Source organism: Waltera intestinalis (assembly GCF_009695995.1).
In the GTDB taxonomy this organism is placed as follows: Bacteria; Bacillota; Clostridia; order Lachnospirales; family Lachnospiraceae; genus Acetatifactor; species Acetatifactor intestinalis.
Window position 1 is genome coordinate 1 of record NZ_VUMU01000006.1, and the last position, 26946, is coordinate 26946.

At 44.9% G+C, this 26946-nt stretch carries 35 protein-coding genes; all 35 read right to left on the reverse strand.

The genetic code is table 11. The annotated features are described in order from the left end of the window. Positions 1 to 335, reverse strand: a 335-nt coding sequence (locus FYJ59_RS06425) for a hypothetical protein (protein ID WP_154496008.1), incomplete at its 3' end; no start/stop codon positions are given. Between the two features lie 11 nt (positions 336 to 346). Then, entirely contained in the window at positions 347 to 793 is a 447-nt protein-coding gene (locus tag FYJ59_RS06430) for a hypothetical protein (RefSeq protein ID WP_154496009.1), read from the reverse strand. Positions 794 to 909: 116 nt separating this feature from the next. Continuing rightward, complete coding sequence (locus tag FYJ59_RS06435) at positions 910 to 2610, reverse strand: hypothetical protein (RefSeq protein ID WP_154496010.1); 1701 nt, start codon at positions 2608 to 2610, stop codon at positions 910 to 912. 33 nt (positions 2611 to 2643) lie between these two features. Next, positions 2644 to 3039, reverse strand: coding sequence for a hypothetical protein (locus FYJ59_RS06440; RefSeq protein ID WP_154496011.1), 396 nt, complete (start codon positions 3037 to 3039; stop codon positions 2644 to 2646). Positions 3040 to 3052: 13 nt separating this feature from the next. Continuing rightward, complete coding sequence (locus tag FYJ59_RS06445) at positions 3053 to 5644, reverse strand: hypothetical protein (RefSeq protein ID WP_154496012.1); 2592 nt, start codon at positions 5642 to 5644, stop codon at positions 3053 to 3055. 10 nt (positions 5645 to 5654) lie between these two features. Beyond that, on the reverse strand, positions 5655 to 6311 hold the full coding sequence (locus tag FYJ59_RS06450) for a Gp15 family bacteriophage protein (protein WP_154496013.1): 657 nt from the start codon (positions 6309 to 6311) through the stop codon (positions 5655 to 5657). Then, positions 6308 to 6784 (reverse strand): RNA polymerase subunit sigma, encoded by a 477-nt coding sequence (locus tag FYJ59_RS06455; protein WP_154496014.1) that lies wholly within the window; start codon positions 6782 to 6784, stop codon positions 6308 to 6310. Before FYJ59_RS06455 ends, FYJ59_RS06450 begins: the two co-directional genes overlap by 4 nt. Before the next feature lie 82 nt (positions 6785 to 6866). Beyond that, complete coding sequence (locus FYJ59_RS06460; protein ID WP_154496015.1) at positions 6867 to 7376, reverse strand: phage tail tube protein; 510 nt, start codon at positions 7374 to 7376, stop codon at positions 6867 to 6869. Positions 7377 to 7390: 14 nt separating this feature from the next. Next, a complete protein-coding gene (locus FYJ59_RS06465) occupies positions 7391 to 7849 on the reverse strand; it encodes a hypothetical protein (protein ID WP_154496016.1) in 459 nt (152 codons plus the stop codon). After that, positions 7849 to 8274 (reverse strand): hypothetical protein, encoded by a 426-nt coding sequence (locus FYJ59_RS06470; protein WP_154496017.1) that lies wholly within the window; start codon positions 8272 to 8274, stop codon positions 7849 to 7851. The genes FYJ59_RS06465 and FYJ59_RS06470 overlap by 1 nt, the downstream gene beginning before the upstream one ends. After that, the gene (locus FYJ59_RS06475; protein ID WP_235897939.1) at positions 8271 to 8678 is read right to left on the reverse strand and encodes a head-tail connector protein; all 408 of its coding nucleotides are present in this window, start codon (positions 8676 to 8678) and stop codon (positions 8271 to 8273) included. The genes FYJ59_RS06470 and FYJ59_RS06475 overlap by 4 nt, the downstream gene beginning before the upstream one ends. A gap of 18 nt (positions 8679 to 8696) precedes the next feature. Further along, on the reverse strand, positions 8697 to 9788 hold the full coding sequence (locus tag FYJ59_RS06480) for a P22 phage major capsid protein family protein (RefSeq protein WP_154496018.1): 1092 nt from the start codon (positions 9786 to 9788) through the stop codon (positions 8697 to 8699). Between the two features lie 12 nt (positions 9789 to 9800). After that, entirely contained in the window at positions 9801 to 10409 is a 609-nt protein-coding gene (locus FYJ59_RS06485; protein ID WP_154496019.1) for a phage scaffolding protein, read from the reverse strand. 288 nt (positions 10410 to 10697) lie between these two features. Beyond that, a complete protein-coding gene (locus FYJ59_RS06490; protein WP_154496020.1) occupies positions 10698 to 10961 on the reverse strand; it encodes a hypothetical protein in 264 nt (87 codons plus the stop codon). Further along, entirely contained in the window at positions 10958 to 12796 is a 1839-nt protein-coding gene (locus FYJ59_RS06495; protein ID WP_154496021.1) for a phage minor capsid protein, read from the reverse strand. The genes FYJ59_RS06490 and FYJ59_RS06495 overlap by 4 nt, the downstream gene beginning before the upstream one ends. Then, complete coding sequence (locus tag FYJ59_RS06500) at positions 12796 to 13206, reverse strand: minor capsid protein (protein ID WP_154496022.1); 411 nt, start codon at positions 13204 to 13206, stop codon at positions 12796 to 12798. The genes FYJ59_RS06495 and FYJ59_RS06500 overlap by 1 nt, the downstream gene beginning before the upstream one ends. Further along, the gene (locus FYJ59_RS06505) at positions 13164 to 13376 is read right to left on the reverse strand and encodes a hypothetical protein (RefSeq protein WP_154496023.1); all 213 of its coding nucleotides are present in this window, start codon (positions 13374 to 13376) and stop codon (positions 13164 to 13166) included. The genes FYJ59_RS06500 and FYJ59_RS06505 overlap by 43 nt, the downstream gene beginning before the upstream one ends. Before the next feature lie 6 nt (positions 13377 to 13382). Further along, complete coding sequence (locus FYJ59_RS06510; RefSeq protein ID WP_154496024.1) at positions 13383 to 14831, reverse strand: phage portal protein; 1449 nt, start codon at positions 14829 to 14831, stop codon at positions 13383 to 13385. Between the two features lie 15 nt (positions 14832 to 14846). Next, positions 14847 to 16190 (reverse strand): PBSX family phage terminase large subunit, encoded by a 1344-nt coding sequence (locus FYJ59_RS06515; RefSeq protein WP_328597215.1) that lies wholly within the window; start codon positions 16188 to 16190, stop codon positions 14847 to 14849. Next, a complete protein-coding gene (locus tag FYJ59_RS06520; protein WP_154496025.1) occupies positions 16183 to 16995 on the reverse strand; it encodes a terminase small subunit in 813 nt (270 codons plus the stop codon). Before FYJ59_RS06520 ends, FYJ59_RS06515 begins: the two co-directional genes overlap by 8 nt. A 94-nt stretch (positions 16996 to 17089) precedes the next feature. Beyond that, positions 17090 to 17308: an ABC transporter ATP-binding protein gene (locus FYJ59_RS06525; RefSeq protein ID WP_154496026.1), complete on the reverse strand. Its 219-nt coding sequence runs from the start codon at positions 17306 to 17308 to the stop codon at positions 17090 to 17092. A gap of 68 nt (positions 17309 to 17376) precedes the next feature. After that, the gene (locus FYJ59_RS06530; protein WP_154496027.1) at positions 17377 to 17904 is read right to left on the reverse strand and encodes a tyrosine-type recombinase/integrase; all 528 of its coding nucleotides are present in this window, start codon (positions 17902 to 17904) and stop codon (positions 17377 to 17379) included. Positions 17905 to 17985: 81 nt separating this feature from the next. Beyond that, positions 17986 to 18378: a hypothetical protein gene (locus FYJ59_RS06535; RefSeq protein ID WP_154496028.1), complete on the reverse strand. Its 393-nt coding sequence runs from the start codon at positions 18376 to 18378 to the stop codon at positions 17986 to 17988. A 281-nt stretch (positions 18379 to 18659) separates the two neighbouring features. Next, positions 18660 to 18884, reverse strand: coding sequence for a hypothetical protein (locus FYJ59_RS06540; RefSeq protein ID WP_154496029.1), 225 nt, complete (start codon positions 18882 to 18884; stop codon positions 18660 to 18662). A 167-nt stretch (positions 18885 to 19051) separates the two neighbouring features. Next, on the reverse strand, positions 19052 to 19231 hold the full coding sequence (locus FYJ59_RS06545) for a hypothetical protein (protein ID WP_154496030.1): 180 nt from the start codon (positions 19229 to 19231) through the stop codon (positions 19052 to 19054). Positions 19232 to 19260: 29 nt separating this feature from the next. Next, positions 19261 to 20337, reverse strand: a complete 1077-nt coding sequence (locus FYJ59_RS06550) for a tyrosine-type recombinase/integrase (RefSeq protein ID WP_154496031.1) — start codon at positions 20335 to 20337, stop codon at positions 19261 to 19263. Next, positions 20334 to 20993, reverse strand: coding sequence for an N-6 DNA methylase (locus tag FYJ59_RS06555; protein ID WP_154496032.1), 660 nt, complete (start codon positions 20991 to 20993; stop codon positions 20334 to 20336). Before FYJ59_RS06555 ends, FYJ59_RS06550 begins: the two co-directional genes overlap by 4 nt. Positions 20994 to 21022: 29 nt before the next feature. After that, complete coding sequence (locus FYJ59_RS06560; RefSeq protein WP_154496033.1) at positions 21023 to 21322, reverse strand: ASCH domain-containing protein; 300 nt, start codon at positions 21320 to 21322, stop codon at positions 21023 to 21025. Continuing rightward, positions 21316 to 21612, reverse strand: coding sequence for a hypothetical protein (locus tag FYJ59_RS06565; RefSeq protein WP_154496034.1), 297 nt, complete (start codon positions 21610 to 21612; stop codon positions 21316 to 21318). The genes FYJ59_RS06560 and FYJ59_RS06565 overlap by 7 nt, the downstream gene beginning before the upstream one ends. Before the next feature lie 98 nt (positions 21613 to 21710). Next, the gene (locus FYJ59_RS06570) at positions 21711 to 21881 is read right to left on the reverse strand and encodes a hypothetical protein (protein ID WP_154496035.1); all 171 of its coding nucleotides are present in this window, start codon (positions 21879 to 21881) and stop codon (positions 21711 to 21713) included. A 40-nt stretch (positions 21882 to 21921) separates the two neighbouring features. Then, positions 21922 to 22272, reverse strand: a complete 351-nt coding sequence (locus FYJ59_RS06575; protein ID WP_154496036.1) for an HNH endonuclease — start codon at positions 22270 to 22272, stop codon at positions 21922 to 21924. Then, entirely contained in the window at positions 22232 to 23569 is a 1338-nt protein-coding gene (locus tag FYJ59_RS06580; protein ID WP_154496037.1) for a hypothetical protein, read from the reverse strand. The genes FYJ59_RS06575 and FYJ59_RS06580 overlap by 41 nt, the downstream gene beginning before the upstream one ends. After that, positions 23569 to 25683 carry a PcfJ domain-containing protein gene (locus FYJ59_RS06585; RefSeq protein WP_154496038.1) on the reverse strand — a complete coding sequence of 705 codons (2115 nt, stop codon included), beginning with the start codon at positions 25681 to 25683 and terminating at the stop codon, positions 23569 to 23571. Before FYJ59_RS06585 ends, FYJ59_RS06580 begins: the two co-directional genes overlap by 1 nt. Then, positions 25680 to 26267 carry a DUF7666 domain-containing protein gene (locus FYJ59_RS06590; protein ID WP_154496039.1) on the reverse strand — a complete coding sequence of 196 codons (588 nt, stop codon included), beginning with the start codon at positions 26265 to 26267 and terminating at the stop codon, positions 25680 to 25682. The genes FYJ59_RS06585 and FYJ59_RS06590 overlap by 4 nt, the downstream gene beginning before the upstream one ends. Next, a complete protein-coding gene (locus tag FYJ59_RS06595) occupies positions 26264 to 26788 on the reverse strand; it encodes a hypothetical protein (protein WP_154496040.1) in 525 nt (174 codons plus the stop codon). The genes FYJ59_RS06590 and FYJ59_RS06595 overlap by 4 nt, the downstream gene beginning before the upstream one ends. Positions 26789 to 26946 lie beyond the last annotated feature (158 nt).

A 26946-nucleotide genomic window follows, 5' to 3' on the forward strand; every position in this document is an offset into this window, starting at 1 on the left:
AGTGACATTGCAACAATATTAGTATTAATATTTGACGTGACTTGCTTAACAACTCTATATATGTTGCTACCATCAATCCATTTACCGCATATTGTTTCTTCCGTTGAATAAGTTAAATTGCCATTTAACTCAGCAAAACCTGCATCAATTCTCTCTTCCAGATTATTCATTGTGTCTGCATCAAAAGCATCACCTTCCTCGGATACTGTTCCCTCGTTTCTGGTAACTGTAACGATTTCTGAGGATCCATCCTCTTTCATCAGCGTTCTCCTGGTCGGGAATTCCGTGGTCCTGTTTTTCCATATCTTTTTAACCCACTTTGTAATCTCTGCCATAATCTGTCCTCCTATAAAAGTAATCCGATTGTGTCTCCGGCATATATCTCATTGCCGGCGTAGTAACTAAATTGTGCGCTTACAACCTCATACACATCATTTAAGATCTGTTCGATTGCATTGTATGCCTGCCATGTGTTATACGGCAGTGCCGGTACCTGCGGTGTATCTGCATGTACACAATATGCTTCTCTTATTGCTGTTACGTTTGATGATAGATTGCCAAAATAGCTTGCTGTCGGTAGTGCAGGTACATTATTAACATAACTGGTTCCATCCAGTTCCAGCACATCTAATAGTATCTGTATATCGTTTTCAATTCGTAACAGATCAGATGTGTTCAAGCACCCTTTCAGACCCGCCAGATATTCTTTCTGTTCTTCTGGTGTCAGATTAGTCCATCCAGTTTCTCGCAATCTCTGTGCATACTCTACATCCGCCTGTGTCCTGTCCGTCACCGGAGTTATCCACTCATATGGGTAACTATATGCTGATGCATTACTGGTGTACTTTGCTCGCGCCTTTCTTTTTTGTGTCCTTTTGTTGTAATAAGGATTTATAGGCCTCAGGTCCATCAGATCAGCCCCCTCTCGCCTGCATAAATTTCTCCTGTGTATGCCGGATCCGTCACCACAGTGCTATATCCTCGACACTTGGCTACCGCTATGTATCCTCCAGTGAGATCAACATTCTGGCTCTCAATCAGTGTTGTGGATGTGCTGCCATTCATAGATTCAATATTTACCCAATTTCCTACCTGTTCTTGTTGTTCCAGGTACTTCATGTCCACCTTTTTCCTTAGTGCATAATAGCTCAATAAGCTATCTGCTATTGCAGGCAGTTTCTCCGCATTATACAGCGTACAGTCCGTAAATTTCTTCAGGCTTTCCGTTTCCCCAGCTTCCAACAGTGGTACATTTTTCTGATATGTAAACGCTGTATTTGCATATTTCCGTCCGGAGATCACGCACTCACCTGCTGCCTCCATATGGATTATCAGATAATTTGTCTTTACCATCCGGATGGTTCCCGCTGTGGCTGTAATGCTCTCCGGCTTATACGGTTCCGAAAATGTTATCCTGGTATCTCCCGCCTGCAGGCTGCCCTTATAAATGTCCGTAGTTTTATCTTCGATTGCATAGCTTTTGCACTCTATAGATACTCCTGAGATATATTGGTCCAATGATACCTTGGTATGTCCGTTCAGTTTGCGGTTGGTTCCAACCGTAGATGACACATAGCGGTCTGGTTTATATACCTTAATGGTATCGCTCCGGCTGTCATCCGCCACTGCCCCGCAAGCAAAGCATATTCTCTGCAATGCCTTCCGGCACGTCTGTATCCCTAAATAACCAGTCAGCTGTATCTTTGCCACATCATCGTCTATGCTATACTTCGTAATCCCTGCTGCCGCAAATACCTCCTGCAGGATGTTTCCCGCCAGCTCATTTATGTATATCCGTCCATCATAAAAGGTGTATTTATCCATCAGGCCTACACCGTCGATGAGTTTAAATGTTGCCACATTTTTTGCAAAAGAAAAATCATCCACATAAAATGCCCCGATAGGAATCCATTCTCCGCCGCGGTACTCCGTGAGGTTTACTTCTTGTGTCTTCTGGATGGACTTCCATGCTCCCTCTTCGTTACCGATGTCAAAATCATTATTCACATCTACGATAGACAAATCTGCCTTATTGATAGGTATCGTAGCAGAAGTAACATCTATATCCTCCTGCACCTTCCCTGTCTTGATCATATCCTTATCCCATACGATATATTTGCCATAAAGAATATACTGCAGTTTAACATATCGCTTCGGATATGCAGTCCGAATAAACTCTATCTCGATTCTGCCGTAATTCTGTACCGGATTGTTACATACATAAACCAGGCTATCCGGATAGAATGTCTTACTGATCAGTTTTGTGCCGGAAAGTGTATACCAGATAACCACCAGTTCTGCCGGAGGCACATCTATAAAATACAGCGTGATTGCCGCCGATGTATGCTGTGCAGTAAACTGGATCCGCAATTTAGGGTTACTCTCAAATGTGCAGTCGTCCCGTGATTGTTCTTCACTCCAGAATGCAATGTCTTCCGGCGCATCCGGCAGGATGCTTTTCTCCCCGGACAGCACAAACTGATTTAACTCTGTTGTTCCATAGTCTTCCTGCAGATGCTCTGCTTCAAACAGTTCGATATTTCCTATGGACTGGTTATCATCCGTAGAAGGAGACGCATCTGACAATGCCGTGACGTCTATAAATTTCATTTCTGCCTTGCAATATGTCCTCATGTCTCCCCCCTACGGTGTCTTATATGGCTTCTTTGATGTCATCCGCCAAGATAATCCTTTATACTGTGCCCCAGTCTCCAACACCATTTCCACCTCATCCTGAATGCTGGAAAAATATCCGCAAAAATCGAATTGCTTACTGGCATCCGGAAGAGTAACATGATGGAATCTATTCTCACAATCTGTAATGTGCTCAATCAAAGCATCATACAGTTCCGGATCCTCAATCGTACCAATGGATATCCTATAATTCTTGTACAGTCCGATGGTCTCAATATGCGTATCTCCATCTTCTGTTCTCTCTGCAAAATTTTCCAAAAAGTCCAATGTCCTCTTGATAGATATTAAAGGGATGTTATATGTAATTCCATCTATGATCAGACCCTGCGTATATTTCCTTTCCATATTTCATCCCTTCCTATCCTTCTGCGATTCCTAACCGTACTTCTTCGTTCTGCAGGTATGGTAAAAATAGTCTGCCGCATGTCTCTCCGTCCAGGATCAAGGATGCATCTACTGTGCCTCCACTCGTCGGCATGCGATCCGCAATCTTATCAGCAAGTGCATCCATCCAGCCAGTATTCTTTTCCAAAGGCAATACTGCTTCGCGTCCAGCTTCTCCAATCTCCGCCAGTGTAGCCCCCGTGGTAATTCCTCCGTTAGCCAGTCTGGGCAATGTAACACGAGGCACCTCCGGAATATTAAAACCTCCGAATGATTTTCCACCAAGACCAGGTATCCAATCAGGTACATCAAACTTGATACTATTGATCGACTGCACCATTCTGTTAATTGCATCTACCAAGCCATTTGCCATTGTTTCTGCTATGGACAGAATTCCATTAACTATATCCTTAAAGATCTGCTTTGCATCTTCCCAGAGTTTTTTCCAGTCTCCACGAATCAGATCTCCCAGAATTGCGAATACTCCTTTGATCACTTTAATCATTGTCGTAATTACATCTGCTATGATATCAACTGCCAATTTGACCTGTTTCCCAAGATCCTCCAAAATCGGTTGTAACATCGGAAGCACATTTTCTATAATCCACTGCAAAGGAGCCTTCAGATAATTGTCCCAAAACAGCTGTATATATTCTATCAGTACTCCCAGTAGCTCCATAAATGCGTCAATCATCGGCTTAAGGTGACTCTGATAGGTGTCATCAAACATCGTCGCCCATTCTGCCAAGACAGGTTGCATATTGTTATTCCAAAATTCCAAAAATGCTCCCAGCAAATCCGATACTCCATCTGTAAAGTTGCTAACAAATGGTGATATGTAATTACTATAGAGTGCATTGAATCCGCTTCCAACCTGCCCGACGATATCTGATACGGTCCCGGAGAATACTGCCAACACATCTATGATACCTTGTACTGCCGTTGCAATATCATCCTGGTTATTTACAAACGGATCCAACAGCAGGTGTAAAATATCATCTGCAAACTGTGCTGCGATAGCAGATACCGATAAAAAGACATCCGAGAACATCTGGATCAGATTTGCGGTCAGCTGTTGTCCGGAATCACTTCCAAACGCTGAAAAAATCAGTGCGAACGCTGCTGCCGCAGATGCAGCCAATAACAAAATATCTGCTCCGATATCAAACATCTGCGTGAGATGCTTCTTGATATCGTCTTTGTTGTCATCCAGGTACTTCTTAATTCCCCCGGTAAGGTTCTGCGCGATGGTCGCACCTATGCTGACAAAGGATGCCGCAATTGTCCCCAGGCTGGTGACGAATGTAACAGCAAAATTCCCTGCCGCATTCTTCACAGAATCCGCACTGAAGATATCTATAAAGCTGTCCTTTATGGATGCCAGGTTGCTACGAATATTCTGAACCTGTCCATCAATTCCAAGCTTTTCAAAGGCTTTCTTCCAGCCTACCGAAAACTCTTCTTTGATCTGCTTTGCAAGATCTTTGACTTTTCCAAGTTTGGAAGCCATCTTATCGCTGACCTGTACTTCTTCGTACATACCAGCGGTACTGCTGCCGCTTCCCCCGGAATCGTTTTTCTGTAATACATTCAGGTCATCGAAAGCTGCCAGTGCTCCTGCTGCCTTTTTGGCAACACCGGATGTCTTTTCCAAGGATTTTGCATAATCGACCTGCTGCTGTTTCGCTCTGGTCCATGTACTCTGCCCACTGAGCAGAGCAATAAACTGATTCATGGTGTTGATTGCTTTTGTCAGCCAGTCACACAGCCTTGCCAGCGCCGGTGTCACCATCGATACGATAGGTGCCGCAAGCGTTCCTAGCGCCGCATTCAGAGTGGCGATAGAACTTTTCAAGGAGGACATTCTCTCGTTGAAACTCCCGGAATACTTTGCCATGTTCTGGATGCCTGTCTTAAAAGATTCCACCATTGCATTAAATGCTTTTGTAATCCAGTTGAAAATCAACAGAGAAAGTGCAATCCCCTTTAGACGACTGAGCAGCGTAGACATAAGTCCCGCAGATTTCTTAGCTGACTTTCCGACTTTCTCAATCTGCTTTGCTCCGGATCCTACCTTTTTCTGCTTATCAATAATCTCATCATGTTTTTTACTCAGAATAGCCATTTCGCGGTTGGTGTCACCCAACTGGTCTGACAATTTTCGATATTCTTCCGTAGCTTTGACATCTTTAAATGCAGTACCGTCTTCCTCCATTGCTTCCAGTTCACCTTTGGCATAAGCAATAGTATTCTCGAGATCCGCCATGTCATACTGCATATTCTTAAAAGTTGTACTGCTTTTCTTGCCACCAAGTTCCAGGAATTTCTCCATACGATCGTTCAGGCCGGATAGCTTGTCCTGCGCTTTCTGAATCTGCGTCTGAACTTCTTTATATTCCTCTGTGGGTATCTTTCGGCTTTCCATTTCCCGCATGGCATTCTCTAACTGCTGCGCCCTGCGGGCAGTCTTTTCCATCCGGTTTTCAAGCTGCATCAGCTGACTGGACATATCCGCATTTTCAATTTTCGTTTTAATCCTGATCTCTCCATCATATCCGCCAGCCATTTATACAGCCTCACTTTCTAAAGATTCCCAATGCTTCCTGTTCTGCTTTTTTCTTTGCTCTTATCTGTTCCATCATGGTATCATAGTCGTCGATCTTCTCTTTTTGCTCTATTGTGTACTCCGGTTCCGGCTGATCCAGCGCATAGATCTGCTGTGCATCCTGGATAGCCTTCTTCTCCGCATCCGTCTTGGCTTCATCTTTTTTCTTTCTCCGGATCTCTATCACCTGAAGAAAAGATGACTGCTTATGAGGCATATTCCAGAGCAACCCGCAGAACTTCCACCAGTGCATATCTTCTGTTGCGAGATCAATCCCGTAGATTGCCCGGAAGTCCGCATAAATGCGCCACTGGTCAATGTCGTAATCTATCAACCGACGCTTTTCCTCACTGGTCCCATGCCCGTCATGGTGCCAGCCGTTTGTGAACCACTGAATGCATTCGTTCGCGCTATTCCCCTGTGGCATAGGTCGTTCTGACTGCGTTTCCTCATCATAAAACATAAGTCCAAGGATAGCCGCCACCCGGTCATACTCCGTAAGATCAGGATCATATTGTGCCAATGATATCTGAATTCCTATGCGGTAATCACAGTTAACGTGGTATACATCTCCGGTTGATGGATCTTCCCATTCTTCCGGGAGCGGATCAAGCATGACGTTCGTCATTTTCTTCCACCTTTTCTTCCGGTGTTATACCGTTTTTTCACCTGTTCAAATCTGCGGCCAAACAAATTATTCATAACCGGAATGACCTGCTCCACAAACTCAAACAGCGCCGTCTCATCCGGTACGATATCACCATAGATGTTCTGAATCGTGCCTTCACCAAACAATTCATCCAGTGCAGCAATAATCTCTTTTAGATACTTTACGCGGATGTTGTTAATATCCAGTGCCACCTTGATAACATCACCGGTATCTTCTGTCGTAAGCTGATCTTCTGTGTGACTATCCTTCCAGTTCTGCATTTCTGCATCACATCTGGCAGAGATGCTGTTGAGCTGGTCAATGATATGTGCAAATCTGTCTGCTGTCTGTGCATCTGCCACATTTATCCGAAGCACGGCCACTACCTGATCATCGTCCTCATCTCTGATTGCAATACTTTTATAGCCTGTGCTTAACTTTACCTGTTCCATAATTACCATCCTTTCAGAAATGGGGCAGGACTGAAAGGAACCTGCCCCATTATGCTAATTGTTCATTAACACCTACTTTATTTTACTGCGTATCTACACTGGCTTCCTTCGGTGCCCAGGTGAATGTACCATCCTCGGATATAGTAATAGTACCCTGTTCCACATCCCCATTGCCATTGATCTGTATGGTAGAAGTAAGGTTGTCCCCACCGGCTCCACCTACGCTGGAAGGGCACACTGTTACCGGTACTCTGATACAGTCTCCGGTTTTATTGGTAATGTCCGTCTTGAAGTACCTGTAATAATAGGTATTACACTCTTCTCCAGTCGGAAATTTCTTCAACAGATCATCAATTGCCTTCTGCATATCATCAGACAGGTAATCTCTCTGTGGAGACATGGATAAAGCATATCCCTTAACAGAGTTGCTGGCACTCTTCATGTTGACATACTGGGTAGACTCTGTATTCGGTCCCCAGTCCTCAGTGATCTCCTTGTAACCGTCACCCATCTCTACAATTTTGGGAGTTTTTCCACCCATGAGAGATCCGATATCCATCAGAGAGACCATGTTGGTTCTATCTTTTGCCATCTCGCTTTTCCTCCTTATTTTTTATAAAAATACCGCAGCTGCATATTCACTGCGTACGTCACTGTATTATCATCCTTTGCCGCTGCAAACACCGGGGATGTTCTATCGATGTATTCCAGTTGCATTCTGGAATCACTGAACGTGATCCCGCTCTCCTCCAGCCATCCTGCCAGCTGCTCCAGCATCGTCTGATCATCTATGTTTGCCCGGTTGGTATCCGCAGAACATTTGTAAGCTATCTGGAACGGGTACTGTGCCTCATAACTGCCGCTCACATACCGTTTGAGGTATACGGCACCCTGCATCGGGAACAGTCCGATAGATCTGTCCTCATTGAGATTGCTCCATTTCACGGTGCTGTTGTCGGCGGTAAAGCTTTCCGGATAATCCGGATACCCAAGGACCAGTTCCAATATGCCTTTCTGCACGCTGGTCGCATCCTTAACCGTCAGTAATTCCTGCTTTTCTTCCATCATTTTCCTCCTATTTCAAAGTGAGGTAATATATCTTCGTAGCTGTCCACAGACGTGATCCGGTATGTGCCATAATAGTGATCTCTGAAATACTCATACACCCTGCTGTCCGGCAGAGTTGCACCGGTGCAATTTCCCTTTACGAAGAAATCTTTCTCCGGGGAAAATGTCAGGTACCGTTCTTTTTCCTTCGCAGAGAGCAGTTCCCATTCCTTCGGATCCTTGTACGGCTTCGGCAGGTTCTGATAGGACATGTACAGGGTGACCGCTGCCGCTTTGTCCTGTCCACTTTTCGACGCTGTCACACTGTTCTTTTCCACAAGATCTGCTTTTTCAAGTACCGTAAGATAATATTTTTCTTCCTCTGTTTTGGGATCAAATGCCCGGTTAAACAGAGTAACTACTTTGTTATCCCAGAACATCATCCCACCCCCGCATACAGCAGTCCTGTTCCTGCCAGGTACTCACAAACCGTATCATAGAAGAGATGGTTCTGTGCTGTCTTGTCTCCCAACACCTTATCTATCAGAGTTTCATTGCTTCCGAAGCTGACAGATCTTCCGCCGGAAGACATGGACTTAATATTTGCCACAGTCTCGTCGTTGGCATGTGAGTTCTTGTAATCGATCTGATACATAAGATCTGCCAGGGCGCAGGTAGCCTTTTGGATTTTCTCTCCGTATTCGGCGACTGCATCCGCATCAATGTTTCCAAAAGTCAGCTGATCCAGCTTTGTGCTGGCACGGTCATTCCATTTTGGAAAAAGGGACTCCCCAATGGAATTCCCATAGTATTTTTTTGAGTAAAAATCATACGTAGTATATCCCACCAGCAAGTCCCTCCTTGTTTATGCGAAGTCAACCAGTAAATTGCTGTCCAGTTCCTTAATACCGTAGATAATATCGAAGGATACCTTATCCTGTTTATGGTCGGAATCGTAGTCCATTACCACACGAATACCCAGTCCATCAGCAGATGCGATATATGCATTCTTGTTGCCAAGAGGTAATTCCAGATTACGGGTTACCAATGCAAGGCCATTTCTGTGGAATCCCAGCGCATGTGCCTTGTTTACGACGAATGCATCCGCATCATTTACTGCAGCAGGGATATTCTGATCTACTTTCAGCGTTCCGGCTCCAGCAGATAAAGTGCAATCCTCGGTAACAGTATAAAGATATCCATCTACAATCAGCTGATCACCCTTTAAGATGGTTCCGGCTGCTGCCTTTCCATCAGATACTGTAAACTGTGTTGCATTTTTAACTCCAGTCACCTTGTAGGCAGTTGCTGTACCTGCTGTTGTGTTCTGATTTTCGGGGCAGTTCTGAGACATATAGGTCTCACAGGTATACACTTTTCCGATTTCCGCTTCTTTCAGTGCCTGGGAATCCCCCTTGTAACACTGCTTCGCAAAATTGTCCAAAGTGTTGTACTTGTACAGTGTGGTGGGCGGCAGTACCAGTCTCCGGTTTGCTCTGGGTGCTTTTGCCTGATCCAGTTCTTTACCTACTCCTGCTATATCATCAATCTTGGGTGTCGCAGAAACGCTTGCTTTTCTTGCTGCCTTGGAAATACCAACAGCCAGCAGATCCATATCTACCTGCTGTGCCAGTGCTTCCATTGCCGGAGTAATCACCTGTGTGCTGAAGTCCTTAATGTCTAAGGTCAGTTCTTTCGCTCCCACATTGACTGTGATGTCGCGGAATCTGTCCATCTTTACGGTTACAGACCCTTCTGTGATGTCCTGTGCCTCCGTCTGTCCCGTGAAGTTCTTTGCGACGAATGTTGCCGGTTTCCTTACGGTGATAGTATCACCTACTTTTACAAATTCCTTGGAATAATCTCTGTGTACGAGATTTGCCATTGTCAAATTGCTCTGCAGCACCAGGAGTGCTTCATTCGCAATGATCTGTGGTGTTAAAATTTTGTTCGGCATTATTTTTTCCTCCTATTGATTCTGATTCCTCCACTTTTTATAAGTTTCGAAATCCATCTTTTCAGGGTCTCCTGTGATCTTTTCTGTATCACTTCCACCCATCGGTTGTGTAAACTGGGCCTGATTGTCTTCATCCTGCTCTTTCTGCTCATCCACAAATGCTCCGGAATCATTTTTCTTTGCTTCTTCGAGCAGATCACTAAATCCGATCAGTTTACCGTTCTTAACTGAAACACTTGCGGTAATCTCAGCCATAATGGACTTTCTCGCAGATTCTGATGTGAATTTCACATCTTTCATTGCTTCAGTCAGCAGATCTTCTTTCTCTCGCGCTGCAATCTTCGCATTATAGTCCTTCTCTGCCTTTTCTGCTTTCTCCTTCCACTCATCCCGTTCCTTTTTGATGGCATCCATGTCCTTTCCATCAAATCCTTTCAGAGTTTCCTCTGCTGTTTCTGCTCTGGTTTTCCATTCGTCACGATCAGTTTCCGCTGCTTTTACCTTCTTTTCGAGCTCAGCCTTAGAAAATAGTTCCTCACCCATGCTCTTTTTTACAGCCTCTTTCTGTTCGTCTGTCAGTTCCAGACCGAGTTTTTCCAGTTCGCTGATTACCTTTACCATGTTTCTACCTCTCTCTTTCTCTGTTTTTACTCCGGTCAGCCCGGCGCGATCGAGTTGCTATTTACCCCATAGCTGGCATTTTTCAAATTAAAAAGGCACGCCCAAAACAGGACGCACCTTAGCGGTCATCCTATAATTTTTGTAGGTTAGCGAGCAGACCTCTTGTCTGCCCGGTTGTGCTCTTTTTAATTGTCAATATAATTCTAACACGTTGCACTGCAAATTTTGTACCAATTTTTACACAAAATAAGAGAGCCTATTACTAAGCCCTCTTCTAAATTCAACATCCTATTTATCTATACGTTCCTCACGGATGGCTGTGCAAATCATAGACAATGATTCTGCATAACTGATAACTGTTTGTTTGTCCTCCTGTGAAGCATTTGATTTCAAAAAAGCCTGTACCTCTTCCTCCAGTTTAACACACTCTTCTGCACTCTTCTTAGGTGCCATAATTTCGTGACACAACCGTTCCGCCTCCGTCCAATTCTCCGGATGGCTGTTCTTCTCATTTGTCTCCCGTACTATTTTCATAAATTCATCAAATGTCATTGTATCACTCCTTTTAATGCTTGCAAAAATAACATGACATCATTGTACTCTGAGAATGTTACTCCCATAGTTCTCAAACTGTCATCTACTTTGTCTTCAAGCCACTGGTATCTCTCCGGCAATGGAATATTAAACAGTTCCTGTGCAAACTCCATATCTGTTCCATATTCAAATTTGCCGTTTATCGCCCTCAATATTGAAACCTGATCTGCATAACCTTCCACAGATGCTATTTTCATTTTTTCACAGATCGTCTGTTTCAGAAATTCTACCGATGCTTCCTCTATTGCCTGATTCTGGAAATACACATTTGCATCATAATAGCTTTCGGAGCAAGAATGTAACATTTCATGCCATAAAATACCATCATCTGCGGTGGCAACAAGTGCTATATTGCACGACCACTCTTTCATTCCTATTGCTTCACCGTCAATTAAAGAATCATGAACAGAAATAGTGCCACTCCACATTGACGCTCTATCAGAATATTGTGTAATTTCTCTCCTGATCTGTTGTGCTGTACTCTTAAATTCCTCTTCTGTTCTTTTAGTATACCCCACATTTTCTGCCTTTTCCATAGGTTCTTTTATGGAATTGCTGTAAGCTGTTGCCCGACCATTTGCAACAGATGCCTGCTTTTTCTTGAATCCTGCCACTTTCAGCCGCTCTGCCTGAGTCTGCAGATCATGTTCTGCACAGAAATGCTCATATGCCTGGTTCTGTGTCCGCAGCTTATATGCCAGCTTATCATACTGCGGCTGTAACATCTCTTTTACATCCGTTTCTGCCACTCCATCGATTTCCGCCTTTTTCATCAGTAATTCCCGCTTGGTCTTCCGGATGGCGCGTTCCATTCGACGCTGTTCCTGCTGCCGCTGGTAAAGTTCCTGGCTCTCGTGGATGTCAATCTTCGGCTTACCATCTGCATCCACGTAAGGATTCCGGAGTGACGGATCCCACGGCTTATGCGAATGTCTGCAGTTATACCCATGCAGGCCTAAAGGATTCACAACGGTTCCCTGTCCGCTGTCAGGATCTATGGTATACCCTGTCGCTTCCAGCAGATTTTCTATTCCATCATCCCTCCCAACAATTTTATAGACCTTGCCCTGCCAGTGATCATGCGATCTCAGATCTTCCGGATGCTTATCATCGTGTCTGGCACCCATATGAGCCGATACCAGGACATATTCTATCCCGCCCTCTGCTATGTACTGATTCGTTACCTGTGCCGCCGTCTGATTCATCGATGTCACAATGCAACACCGGACTGCTGCCTCCAGTGACCTGGTTGCTCCTGTCGGATAATCAATCGTCACTCCTTTTTGTGCATACCGATCCAGCACCTCGCACACTGCACTGCTATATGACTGAAAACCGGTTGCCACTCGCAGGTCCACCTCATTCAGCAGATTCAGTAGATCTTTCTGCGACTGCAGCATGGTTGTCCTGGTCAGATTATTCAATTCTCCGAACGTTTTCTGCATCTCTGCATTCATGGCAGCTATCACAGCATTGTTTTGCAATGGTGGTGTCACAGTCCCCAATTTACTCAGCACCTCTTCATCATCAGAAAATGATGTCATTACACTCTCTCGCAGGATCCTGCGGACCTCTTTTTGACTCAGGCCGGACAATTTTGCAATTTTCTTTACTATCTCATCATTATGCAGTCCCAGCTGCTGTAATCTCCACAGTTCTCTGTCTGCTGTCCCGGAGATCTCACCATTTTTCAGTAAACGCATAGCTATGTCCTGCAGAATCCAATCTTCCAATTCCTGGTACAATTCCACAAGTTTATCTGATTTTCCATAAAAATAATCCGGTGTCAGCATTAACCTTTTCCTGCCTCTCTCTTTACAAGATCCACCCATTCTGATCCGTGCGCCTGCTTTGCCCGCTCAAACCAGTGATCTCCGGTTCCCTCTGTATGATATTGTAAAGGTCTACCCGTCGGCTCCTTTTTCTCATACTTGTCTGCAAAAGATCTACCATCTGATGTGAGATACAACTCTCCTGTATACTGGTAGTGCGCATATGGTGTGTTGTACGCTATCTCGCCACCATAAATCCCTTCCGGGTAGTTCACACTTCCGCGCAGTGCCCCCTGGGAAAATGGAATATATTCATCACAGTCAGCCACCACCTGCATATTCAACAACTTCTGTGCATTTGCAATGTTCTGGTCCAATCTGTCGGTATTTATTCGGATATCAATGCATCCGATAGTTTTTCCATACTGCATGTTTTATCATCCCTTATCCTTATAAACAATTCCTGCGGTCCTATCAAATCTTTTTCATCACAGTTCGGTCCTACTGGATGCCCTTCTAAAGGGATAAATCCTCCCTTTGCAAATTTAGGTAACTGTAACCTAATTGCTTCCTCTATAATCTCATTCGGTATTTCATTCATTCCCTATCACTCCTCGTCAAATAACCCTTTTTTGTCGTCTCCGCTTGCCTCTGCCACTGCTGCCTTAGCTTCCACCTCTGAATATCCCTCAAATCTCACAAGATACTGCCATTTCGGTATATAACCACTGTTTGCAAGCTGGAGGTTTCTCTTTCTATCCTCTTCTTCGTTATAGGTGATATCCCCGAAGTCATACTGTGTCTCATAATCTCCTGCCGGTTCCAGATTGTACAGATCTGCAAATACTGCCTGCGCATAGAACAGATCATCAAGTCCTGCCTGCATGGCATCCCGGACATCTTTGATCAGCTGGATGGTTCTTCTGTCATCCGACTCCACCTGTGTTGCTGTCACCATCCCTGTTTTTTCATCAATTACAAAATACCCATTGGAAAATCCACACTTTACCCCGATAATAGATAATTGCTGATTGATTCCTGCTTTTCTGATCTCTGTATTCAGCTGAGGAATAATCTCATGATAATAATCTGAATTTTCCCCGTTAATTGTTCTCACATATTTAGGCAGATTTAATTTCTGTCTGATTACATTTCCTTTTTCATCCTTTTTGGCCGGGAGCTGCACCACTCTCTCATCCAGCAAAACCATCTTACTACTGTCTTCGATCTCTTCTGCATTCCTACTGTAGGCGATATCAAGGTCTCTTAACTCTTCTAATGCCTTTGAAAATGCTGACATTCCCAGCGGACTTCTCCGATCAATCCTGTTTACAGACGGCATTCTGAGCACACCAAAAAGCATAGAGTTGATTTTTCCACCGTTCTTTTTGGAAATATGCACATCAGGCTGCAGTGAAGACCATTTTGTATACTTCAGTTCTATCTCTTTCCCCAGCTCTCCGGCATTTTTACTTATGAACGCTCTGTTTGATACAACGTAGTACATTGTATCTGTATATTTTTCTGCCTCTGGCATCTTTACCCTGGCAGAAAGGAAACGGTGATACTCCAGTTTTGTATAATAATCTTCTCCGCTCTGGTACTCATCCTGGAATACAATACCGTAAATTTTTCTGTTTCCATCTATTGCCGTGATTTCCATCTGATCCGGTGTTACAAGATCCACTCCCGTTCCATTCGGCTTCAGAATAACCGTTCCAAAAGCACACATTGATTCCGTCCACTCCCTGATATGATCTTTCACACAGGTGTCCCAGAAATCTTTCATGTATTTTGCCCGTCTGCCATCAAAGTTGACATCAATTGCCAGCGTTGCGAGCCTCGCTATTTCTTCACATATAAACCCTGCAAAATTTATTGTTCTGATCCCGTTTTCCGGATCCAGCCATTCCGGTTCTCCATTATAAATATTCATCCATTTCTGGATTGCATCCTGCATCGCTCCCGATGTGATACCTGTTACCTGAAACTTGTCCTTGATTTCTGATTTGAACATACTATTCCACCATCCTTTGATTGCTGATATGATTCCCATTTTTGTTCCACCGCCTTAAATTAATCCTCTGTTATATCTTCGTGCCACTGTATAGATAAAATATCTGATCAGGTCCATGTGATGATCATTCTCTTTTATTACACGATCCTCTCCCACAGCTTTGTCATCCCAGGCATACGCTCCAAATTCTTTTTTCGTTTCCACGCAGCTATCATGAATCTGTAGCATCCCCAGATTCAGATACTTAGTTACCTCCTGGATGCCGTTAAGGACATCGTTATTTCCGTCCGTACAGGTATATTCTCCGTATTTCTGTATGGTTGCCTTCATGGCTGCTGCCGATGGATCAATTACTATGGATGTTATCGGGAAATCCCCGGCAACATCTTTTATGATCTGATAATACGCCTCATTGTCCAATGTGACTTTTTTCTCCCGCCCGGAATAATGTCCCTCTCGCAGCATCCTTACTCTGCCACTGTCCTGCAGTTCCATGAGACCCACTGCAAAAGGATTCATTGTGCCATAATCGATTGACAGATAGTACGATGCCTGTCCAGAATACTCACATTCTCCGTGGAAAACGTTGCGCTCCTCGTTAAACATTCCGTACACGAGTCCCTCAGCAATTACCCACAGTCCAAGAATGTATCGTGAGTAGAATACCCCGCTGTACATTGCCTTATATCTGTCCTTGATTTCCTTTGTAAGAGACAGATTATCGTCCATCGTAAAATGGAGATAGATCAGCTTTTTCTTTTCTATGTCATCAATCCAGTTTGTTTTAAACCAATGGCTGGGAGAATCCGGGTTACAGTTAAACCAAAACTTCGATCCACTCACGGAGCATCGACCGGTCGCCTGATTGACGAATGATTCCGGCATTAGTGCCACCTCGTCGAAGAACATTCCGGCAAGAGTAATACCCTGTATCAGATCCTGTGATCTCTCATCTTTACCACCGAATATGTAGAAAAAATTTGTCACATCCCCTTTTGATATGACGATCATGTTGTCAGATCTGTGATCTGATACCTGATATCCTCTACTCTTCAGCATTAGTTTCAGCCAAAACAGCACATTTCTCCGGAAGGATCCTATGGTCTTTCCTGCCATTCCAAGGTTTTGCATATTGAAGGTGGACATTGCCCATATTACAAAACTCAGTGACATGCACAATGTTTTACCTGATCGAATAGCTCCGTCTGCAATAATTCCCTCTTTTTCCCGGACAGGAGAATCTTTACACCACCATGTAAGTACCTTCTTCTGCTTTTCTGAAAATGGTTTGAACTCGAATCCCTTCTGGCGATACCGTACCAGCATTTTTGTGGCATTCTTCCATGCATTTTCCCTTACTTTTTTGACTCTCCTGTCAAAATCCGTCCAATCAACCATCTTCCGACCACACTTCCTTTGCAGATGCATTCAGCATATCAAGGAAATTATCCTGTTCTGATTCATTCTCCTGCTCTTTTCCTTTTGTCTGCATTTCCAGTCTTATGAGTTCCAGTTCGAGCTTACGCTTATCAAATTCTTTCCGATGCTTGTCATCCGGATTCATCTCAAAGAATTTCGTCAACCAGTTTATAGCCTTCTGACGATCCTCTATCTCAATCGAAACTCCATCTTTTGTCTCTTTCACTTTCTTTATCAGCTGTGTGTCCACAAATCTGGAGTCTCTTGGATACACTCTCATTTCATCGTATCTCGCAATATCTCCAAAATCCGCAAAAGCAATTCTCATCTGTAATTCAACGATGTCGCTTTCATCTGCCACGATCTGCTTTCGCTTGATTTCTTTCAATCTACCAATTTCTTTTTTTATACAAGGTTTTACAAGGAGCTTATAGCCCTCTGCATTGGCTACATCATAACTGCTGGCGTATGCTTTTAGATAACTCTGCGTTGCATTAAACGTCCTGGCATAATATACGCAGAACAACTGCTGTTCCGCGGTAAGCTCCTCGTTCTGAAAAGTCTCTTTCGTCCCATCATCTGCTTCCTGTTTTTTCTTCCCCTTTTGACAATCCGAACGTTCGCTTTTTGATGCCGAACGTTCGCCATCCCAGTTATGAGTACTTTTCCACCTTCTGACAGTCCCAGGAGGTACCTGCAGATTGGCAGCAATGTCTACCAGTTTCATCCCCTGCATGTACATCTCATATGCTTTTTCACTTATCGGATTCCTTTTTGCTGCCAACAGATCACTCCCTTTCTAGGTAATCCCTATACCATGATTATAATTCACCTTTTCTTTTAATTTGTACCATTTTACAGTAACGAAAAAGAGAGGATCACTCCTCTCCTTTTTCCTGCTGCCTCAATATCCTCTCTGCTTTTCTTCTTTTTCGGTAAAAGCAGTTACGGCTTATGGCAATAACTCCATATTTTGCTTCCAGTTTGTCATATGATCTGTTGTATTCAATGGATTCTGCCAGAAGATCTGCCAGGTATCCATCCACAGATACACACACTTCATGGATTTTTTCCCTGTTCTGTGGTCTTTTATCCATTGCTCTCCTTTCTGATGACTGCTGCCTCGTATGATCTTATGCCAACCTGGTTGCACCGGTGCAACTTGTCATGCTACTCTATTGTATTTGTGCTGCATTTCTTCAATATCGTCGATCAAATAATACTGTACTGTCATATCAGGCTTTGCATGGCCCAGTAATTTACTCACCAGCAATACATCACCCGTCTTACGATATAACACGCTGGCAAATGTCTTACGATACACATGCACGGTTGCTGTTATCCTGGTTACTCCTCCCCTGACTGCCATCTCCTTGGCCAGCTTTTCTATGCCATACTCTCGCATCCGATTGTACGGTGCTCGGTCTGCCAAAAATAACGGATCCGTCCCAGGCCTGTCCCCGATATAATTTCTCAGCGCCATCACAGCTACCGGAGTGAGCATTCCTGTGCGATATGTGTCCGTTTTTTCTGCGTAAATTGATACCTGCTTATTTGTCAGATCAATATCTGACACGTTGAGGTAAGAGATTTCACCTACACGCATGCCGGTACAAATCATCAATTCAAACAATGCCTTCTCCTTTGGCGTTTGCAGCGCATAGCGGATAGTTTCAACTTCCTCATCTGTCAATCGTACCTTCTTTTTCTTGATCTGCTTAACCTTATCTACTCCGTCAACAATATTATCCTGGATATGTCGCTTCTTAAATGCTCAGGAAAAGAATGTGCATAAGTACCGGTATATTGTGGATTTATAATTGTGGCTGATGTGATCACGATAGGATCTAACAGCAAGGTAATCTGTGATATCCTGCGCTGTCACATATTTATAATTCTTGTTCACAAAGTCAAAGAATTTCTTTATGATTCCAATATAACTCCTGATAGTTCCGGCATGGAGTCCTGCTGCCACGCCGTCTACGCAATACCTTTGCATTAACCATTCATTGTCATGCTCCATAGTCATAGGCAGCTGTTTGATTTCTGCCAACTCGAAATCCTGCATTTTAACATAAAGAGTGATTTTCATGCGGTCAATCTGCTCCTTAGTCATAAAACTGTCCAGTTCATACGCAACTTCATTAATCAGGTCTGTCTTTGTCATAGGCTGTACCTCATTTTCTAATTGCCTGCCAGCTGATCATATGGTATGATACTGGTAAGCAGTTGAGCGGTAGATGATATCTTTGGACGGATGGTCTACCGCTATTTTATTGGCATCGATTGCAGGCCCCTCTGCAGCTGGAATTTCAAACGGTGTATTATGTACTTATTACACTTTTACAAAATTATCTTTTCTATCACTCCTTTCATCTCCCTGGAATGTCCCGGGAATGCCGCACAGATATGTACGACACTCCCAGATCTTCCGTAGTACGTTATGTACTACATTCCGAAATACTTCCGAAACCAGAAACAGTCATTCCAGTTATGGAGCCGGTCGCAAACAGGATCATTAGTATCAGCGTAATTTTTCACTGTTACTCCCTCTGCCATTTCATCTTCCCAGATATCCGCTTCGCGCTCGTAGTTGTCCAGGTCTACATTGCTGTCATCGTAATTAGGATCCAGGTCTTCCATTCCGTGTCTGTAGTACTCTTCTTTTTTCATTTGCATTTCCTCCCATAGGTTTTCATTTTTGCAAGACGTATTTGTCTTACATATGGATATGTCAAAAAAAACCGTAAAGAAAAGCATTTTTTGAAAAATATTTTTATTTTTTCAACTTTTTCGTATTTTTCTTACATAAATATTTTTTGGGTTAAATTTCAGTTTAGTTATTTACTTCTTACTGGTAATCCTGTTTTCAAATCAAACTTATAACACGCTTCAAAACATCTACATTTATCATCCATATCGTGTAATTTCTTATCAATATTGCAACCGAGCATTGCATTTCTCCCCTCTATTCTTTCTGAATGTTTGCAATGGCAACAAGTATTTTGTTTATTATTCATCTATGTTCACTCCTTCTCTAAATCCTAAGTTACACATATTTCTTATGTGCCTGTTCCAATTCCTGCTCCGATATATCCAGATAGATCTGTGTGGTCTCTATGCTCTCATGTCCCAGGATCTTAGATACCTGCTCTATCGGCATTCCTCTGCGCAGGGCAAATGTGGCTCCCGTTCGACGGAATCTATGCGGATGCACCTTTTTCACATTACTTTTATTTCCAAGTACCCGCAATCTGCTACCCAGTGTGCTCTTTTCAGCGTGACCGCTTCCTACCAGCTCCGGTACTTTCCACCAGTCATACAGTTTTACATGATATTTCTTACATTCCGCTGTGAAACCACTTCCCGGTCCTACTTGGATGCAACAGTTGGGGAAAAGATACTCATTATTGTCGTTCCTCATGCTGAGATATCTTTCCAGGTGTATCTTTGCCCTTGCATTGATGTAGCAGATTCGATCCTTGTTACCTTTTCCATGCACCAGCACACTCTCATGATCCGGTGATATGTCCTCAATTTTCATCTTTGCCAGTTCCTCTATTCTGCACCATGTGGAGGACAGCATTTCAAAAATGCACATTAACCTGACATCGTCGCCAATGTTCAATCTCAACTGCTCAATCTCAGCCTCTGTAAATGCTGACTTTTTTATCTTAGGAGTCTTGATCTCATCTACCTTGTTCATCGGATTTTTCAATAGATATTCTTCTTTTACCATCCACTGGTAGAATGAAGATATTACCCGGAGCATATTCTTTTGATATACCTTACTGACATGATCTCTGACCTCTTTCGTTGCCAGATACAATTTGATATCATCCGAAGTTATCTCCATAGGTGATTTCTGTGTCTCACGGAAAAATCGCCCGAGCTCATCTCTGTAGTGTCTGATGGTATTGTCCGTCCTGCCTGCCACCCGCTTATTGATCAAGAATAGGCGGACATATTTTTCAATGTCATTCTCATTTACCACCGCCACTTCTGTGCATCTCTCTGTGACTTCGTATTTATCCAGTATAATAATCAGTCTGCTCTTAAGTGCATCCGCATCTACGCCATTGCCGATCAGCAGCATCATGATATCATTCATCAATTTGTCTCTCATATCAATACTCCCATCTGCCCCGGCGTAATAAGCATATGTGATTTTTCTGTTGTCCGCGGATCATAAGGAGCATGCAAAGTGTCTCCCTGGACACATATGGCTTTAATTCCTAACAGACTCAGCTGGAGGTAACACATATACACGCCCTTCCAGTCAAGGTCCTGAGCTACCACCTGTAGCTTTCTCTGATAATCAATGCCCTGATCTCTCATTCTTTCTGCCACAGCTATGATCATTCCACCGCCGCCACAGCTCGGCTCACTAACGCGATAAATACCATGTTCGTCTGGTTCCAGCAGTGCCAGGTTGGCACATGCCTGGCTTAAATGGTATGGTGTAAAAAATTGCCCTGCCGCCTTACTTCCCATGCCTGATTCCATGTAAATCTGTCCCAGTACATCTGCCATAGTTCCTTCTAATGTTTCCACCAGTAAGTCAAACATTTCTACCAGCTTCTCTCTCTCTTTATCGTTGTATTTCTGTATGGTGGCTCTGTATTCATCTTCTCTTCTCTGCCATACTTTATCATGGATCATTGCAAGAGAGTTGCTGATTGCCAGTGCACTGCACTTTGTCCAGTCCGTAAATACCTCATATGCGGAGTATCTTCCTGCCATACTGTCTATAATTTTGATAATATCTTTCTTACGATCCATAGCATCGCCACTTCCTTTTCCGCAATAGTTTAACTAATGTCTGATATCTCCTGGATTGTCAAAACATAATACTGTTTTCCCGGTTCTGCTCCCCATTCCACTTTTCCGGTGCCAGTCCTCAGAGAGCACTTTGCTACAAAAGAGGGGCTGTTGCCAGAGTAGCCGTTCCGGAACCGGATCTCCCGGATGGCGGAGCCATTAAACGGTTCTGCTTTCCACAGATTTGCAAATCGCACCTGATAATATGGCGTCATTTCCCGGTATTCTTCCTGCTTCTCGCCAGATAAGATCATATCAAACCATTTTTTCTTGATCGGTAGTGTCAGCATGACTGCTTCCTCCTTCCCTTCCATTCCAGTCCCATCGTTGTGAGTTCTCCGTAAGAAAAGCACCTCTTAAGTCCTGTTTTGCAATCGCGTGTCTGGACCATGTATGGATAAATTGCGGTTACCTCGTATTCTCTGACCTCGCTGATAAATCGGTGTTGTCCCCGTCCGCGTGTCTCCAGCGGCTCCTCTATGATCTTGTGTTCTGTTTTGATGATAGTGCCTATATGTATGTTGCGGATGCGCGGCGCAGGATCCGGCAGAAGATTGCCGTCCCAGTCCTTATACTGCATTGTAGTCTCCTTCCTGGACGACTGCTGCCTCTTGGTATCAGCGGCCGCCCCGTGGCTTCGTTTACAGTGTCTATTGTGATTCACTTTATCCAAAAGGCTTATTGATTTTTCTGGGCTGCCAGTGCTTTCTGTACGGCAGCATAGTAATTATTCACTCCGGCGATCAGGATCTCCGTCTCGGTCTTTGCCATTTTTTCGGCGCAGTATTCCAGTCGCCGCTTTTCCTCCGGCGTCATCCGGATGATCTTGCTTATTGTTCTGCTTTTCATCTCTGCGCTCCTTTCGTGTATATACAAATTTGTATATACATCATCCCCACTTGTTATAGGTCAGGGCATCCTCGCTCCAGTCCGGATAATGGTCCTGCAAATACGCTCGGAAGAGTTGCAGCATTTCCTCCCGTCTGCCCTTGTTTCCGTTATCCAGCATCTCATGGTGACTCTGGCAGCCCAATGCACCATTCTGCGGGATCCCGAGACCACCCCGGGAGCGCGGTATGTAGTGCATGATGCTCTGCAGCTGCTGTCCGTACCAGGTGACGTCCTCCATGTGATATCCCATACGGCAAAAGATGCACTGGTACAGATCCCGCTCCTTGATGCTCTGACGAGAGGCGGCATTAAACTCCCTCGCTCTCGCCTGTTTCGACATCTTCGACATTCTGCCCGCCTCCTTTGCTGAGTTCTTCCAGGCGGTCCAGATAGCCGGAGATATCAGACAGCTGCTGTCTGGCGGCAACGATCAGATCCATCTCGACATATCGTACCAGGTTCTCCACGCTGCCACGGATGGACTGACGATAAGCTGCGCGCTGGTCTCCTTCAGATGGGCAATATTGCGGAAAGTCGTTTTCAATGTCTGTCTGTCCCGGTACCTGCTCTTCCGTACCCATGGTGTCGGTATTCTGTTTCTGTTCAGATTCCCCGGAGCATGAGTCAGTTACCTGTGTTTCCGGCTCTTCCGGTGCCGGATCCGGTGCGGCTCCCGGGATGGTCATCTGCTCCGGCTTCTTTTCCGGTTCCTTGGGCTTTTTCTTCGGTTCTGTGTTTGCTTTGGTCACACGGGATTCCTTACGCTTTTCCGGTTTCTTTTCTTTCGGAGAGTCGGTCGGTTGCACCGGTGCAATTTCCGGTTCTTCCGGAGTCAGGTCCTCGCCATAGAGTTTCTTGTACTGCTCCTCAGGACTGCTGCCTCCATCTATGAGAGACCGGACTGCATCACAGATCTGATCCTCTGTGTATCTGCTCCGCTCCAGCGTTTTCAAATTCACGATGGTGGCTCCATCAGAATTTATAATGATCTGTGTCCTGCGCTCTCCCGGGATCCGGACGGTGTACACCGCATCCCCTTGCGGTATCAGTGCATCCATAATTGATGTGCTACGCGGATACTGTCCCTTATTGCATATTTCCCACAACTTCCGGAAGAGTTCTTCCTGTTCCTTACCCAGCTGCCAGAGGTTTCTTTTCAGTGGCGATCCCTCCGGCGGAAGCATAGGCTTGTCCGTGACGGCTGCTGCCTCTGCCCGCTCGATTTCGACTTCAATGTCAGATACCTGATTTTCAGCCTTTACTTCTGCCTGGATTTCCTTAAGTTCTTCTTTGGTCAAGTTTTTAGGCAAAACCTCATTTATCTCATCCGGGATGGTCAGCATTACGGCCAACTTGGAACTTCCAATCCCCTGGTACTGCTGTTTCAGCTGTTTCGAATTACCACCTTCCGAAAAGCGCCTGTTAATATTGATAAACCGGTTTGCCTGGGATGCATCCACGCCGTACTCTGCATAGGCAAATTCCTCCATGTTTTTATATCCGCTGGATCTTAATATGTCCGTTTCTGCTGCCTCTCTCAGCAGGTAGCCGATCAGCACAAATTTCTCTGCTGCCTGGGTAAATGCTCCGTCCAGCTCCTGCTTATACTTCCTGTATCTTTCTTCATAGCTTATGATTTCTCCCATCAGATTACCTCCATCAGATCTTCTGCCAGTCCTTTCAGGACCACAGTATTATTCTTTGCCTTCAGTTCTTCTATGTTCTTCTGCCGCAGGATCTCACTCTGTGCGGCATATTCATGATCCTGTTTGCTCATACGCTTGCGGATCACCTTCTGCCACTCCCTCAGGAACGGCTTGATCTCTTCTATGCCCGGTTCCTCGTCGTAGGCTCCCCTGTGCTGGCGGATGGTACCGCCCGGCTCCACCTCTATTGTATAAAAAGGCTTGTCCGGGGACGACTGCTGCCGCAGGAAGCAGATATAGGTCTCTCTGCTGACAATCCGGTCAAAATACCGTTCTGTGTTGCCTACGCAGTGATGCAGTGCCATGCCCTCTGCCGTAATCTCCATAAAATTCTTTGGAACCAGAATGCAATAGCTGTCGTTCTGATATTCAAACTTCGCACTGATCTCTGAGAGAATATCCTCATATCCCGGATACTTCTCCCTCATCTCCTGCGCCTGTCTTGCCGCTTCTCTTGCATCCCGCTTCCGCTGGATCTCTTCCCTGTGCAGTTCCATCTCTGCATTGACTTCGTCATGCCGGCGCTTTAATTCCCGGGGACGGTACACCAGGGCATCATCCATATGTTTTCCCAGTTCTTTTGCCATGCTGAGGTAATCCTCGTACTGATCCCAGACTCCCGCTATGGTTCTGCTGGGATAGCTTTCTTTTTTCTGCCGGTTGATGTAATTCATTAACTGTTCCGGTGTCAGGTATTTTCCCGCTTCTGACCGCAGATAATTATCCGGTTCTATCTTATTTTTTTCTGCCCAGGACAAATACTGCTCTGACAGCTTCCTGTTGTTGAGGTCTGACCACTGCAGCCAATGCAGCATACATATTCCGCCATCTGCCTGTCTGAGACGGTTGATCAGCTGTTTGTCCTCTATCTGCAGGATCTCCTCTGCATTTTCTCCGGATACATCAATCGTGCTTCCGGAATATCCGCCCCAGTAGGTGATGCATAGTGACAGTTCATTCAGCAGACGATAAAATCGCCCTTTGGCCATATATTCCGCAATCCCCGTAAACTCCTTATTGCTCTCCACCATGAGACCGTTATAGTGCGCTTTTATTCCCATCTGGGCAAGCTTCGGAAATACATCTGTCCATGCCTCATATGCCGTTCCATGTAATCCGGCCTGAATACCTTCTGTGTCCGGATACAGGTAGGCGCTGTGCCATCTTCGGTTGCTGTTGTTTCCGGTGCTCCATCCCGCCCAATACAGATTTCCGTAATAATATATTTTCATGATTTCTTTTTTGGTATCCCGAAGCATCATCAGTCGGATATGCTCATCCAGGTCGGTGGTTCTTGTTCCGGTTCTGTCCCACTCAACCGTTACCTTAAAATGCCGCTCTACACCCTGCTTTTCATCCACGTTATGGATCATGGTGAGCCAGTCTGTTACACTGATGATATCTGCTTTCTTATTCACGGTCAGGAGATGTCCGCATAGAGGACAGGTGATCTGCTTCCTGTGTTTCACCGGTACACCTGCTGCCTTCTCCGGGAAATCTCCGCCGCATGCCGTGCAATGGCAGGTCTTTTGCTGTTTGTCATAAAAGGCATACTGCAGATCACCTACTATCTTCTCTGTGATCCAGTCATGTACCTCTTTTCCCGGATTCGGACACTTGCTCATCAGTTTCCGTATGCGCTCCTCTTTGCTGTCTCTTGCCCGCTCCCTTTTTTCTGCGTTATAATCTGTTTCCATCTGCTCTATACGCTGCAGCACATCTTTTACCCAGTCTTTCTCTTTTTTGGTAATAGCATCCAGGTCACGGATCTGCTCCTGTGTCATCCACGCTTCGTCGCGCAGTTCGGATCCCCAGTAATACCTTTCATAATTGTCTGTGCAGCTGTTGATATTCGTTACCTTCTTTATGCCGGTATCCGGGAAATACGTGCCGTATTCCCATGTTTTCAGGTTTATCGCATGACGGCAGGTATTATTTCCGCCCTTCCACACATCCAGGATCAGGTAATTCTCCGTCGTTTGGAATGTTATATGCTTAGTTCTTTTTGCATCCGCCGGTATCACCGGTGCCCTGAGTATCTCTGTCCACTTCATGCCTGCTGCCTCCTCTCTGCTTCCGCCAGGGTGTCCAGCGTATACCAGATGCCCGGCAGGATGTTCTTTCCGTCCACATCAAACAGTTTTGCTGCGACAATCTTTCCGTTCTGTTCTGCGATCAGTCCCAGGTGGGCTCCGATGCATCCGCTTACTCTTGGACTACTGCCTCTTGCTATTGCGATTCCATCCGGTATTTTAATGTCGGCTGTCTGTTCTGCGACACACAGCATATGTCCGCTTTTCTGCCACCCATTTCTCTGTGGATGATGCAGCATGTACAGCATGGCTTCCCTGGCTATGTCACGGTTATCCAGTTCTTTCTTCAGTGTCAGTCTGGTGCATGCGATACGCGTATTCGTTCCGTCCTCTGCAATATCTCCTACTGCGGCTGCTTTGAAAAACCTGTTTCCGCGTCCCAGAGAGTAGTAGCCGATACAGTCAAGTACATACTCGCAGGCATGGAGACCGGTATCACCGCACTTTGATTTTTCTGCCGTAGCCGGTACACCCAACTGATACTGGAATGTTCCCTGTCCCATCGTGCAGGTCATGTCATTGTTCGTTGCCTTGTATACGATCATTTCTTTTCTCCCATGTAATAATCCAAGATGATCTTTTTCAGTTCATCCCTGCCACACATTCCGATCTGACCAGCACTCTCCGGCAATCCTGCTTCCTTTGTGATCCTCCTGTCTATGGTTACCCGGTTCTTTGATGCCATTTTCAGTCCTGCTGCCAGCACATCCAAAAGCTTTTTATCCGGATTAAATACGGCATTGGCCAGAGCTGCACCGTCCTCTTCCATGTGCTGTGTCGGATATTCCATCAGCATCTGGACCACAAAATCTTTCCAGTCCTTCATCTGGCTCTCCAGCTTCAGGTCCTCTGCTTCCAGTTTCAGCTTACCGATTGCTGCCATTGTCTCATTGCACAGAGTATCCTCTGCATCGTCGCTGTCCATGTAGTCCTCGGCATCCTCTTTCTCCAGTCCGTTCTCTGTGGCCAGTCCGATCAGCGCTTCCAGGTCTCCCTCTTCCTTCTGGGCGGCTGCTGCCCTGTTCAACTCCTCTACGGTATTAAATGTTCCAAATTTCTTCTCCATCTGGTCTCCTTTCCCCGGTTGCACCGGTGCAACTCCCGAATTTTTCTCGGTAGTTCAACCGTACAAGCATTGTGTACGGTTCACTTTTCTGTCAAATTGTTATATTTTCCATGTTTTGTTGACATCAACAAAATCGTCTCTAACATGAGTACTCTACT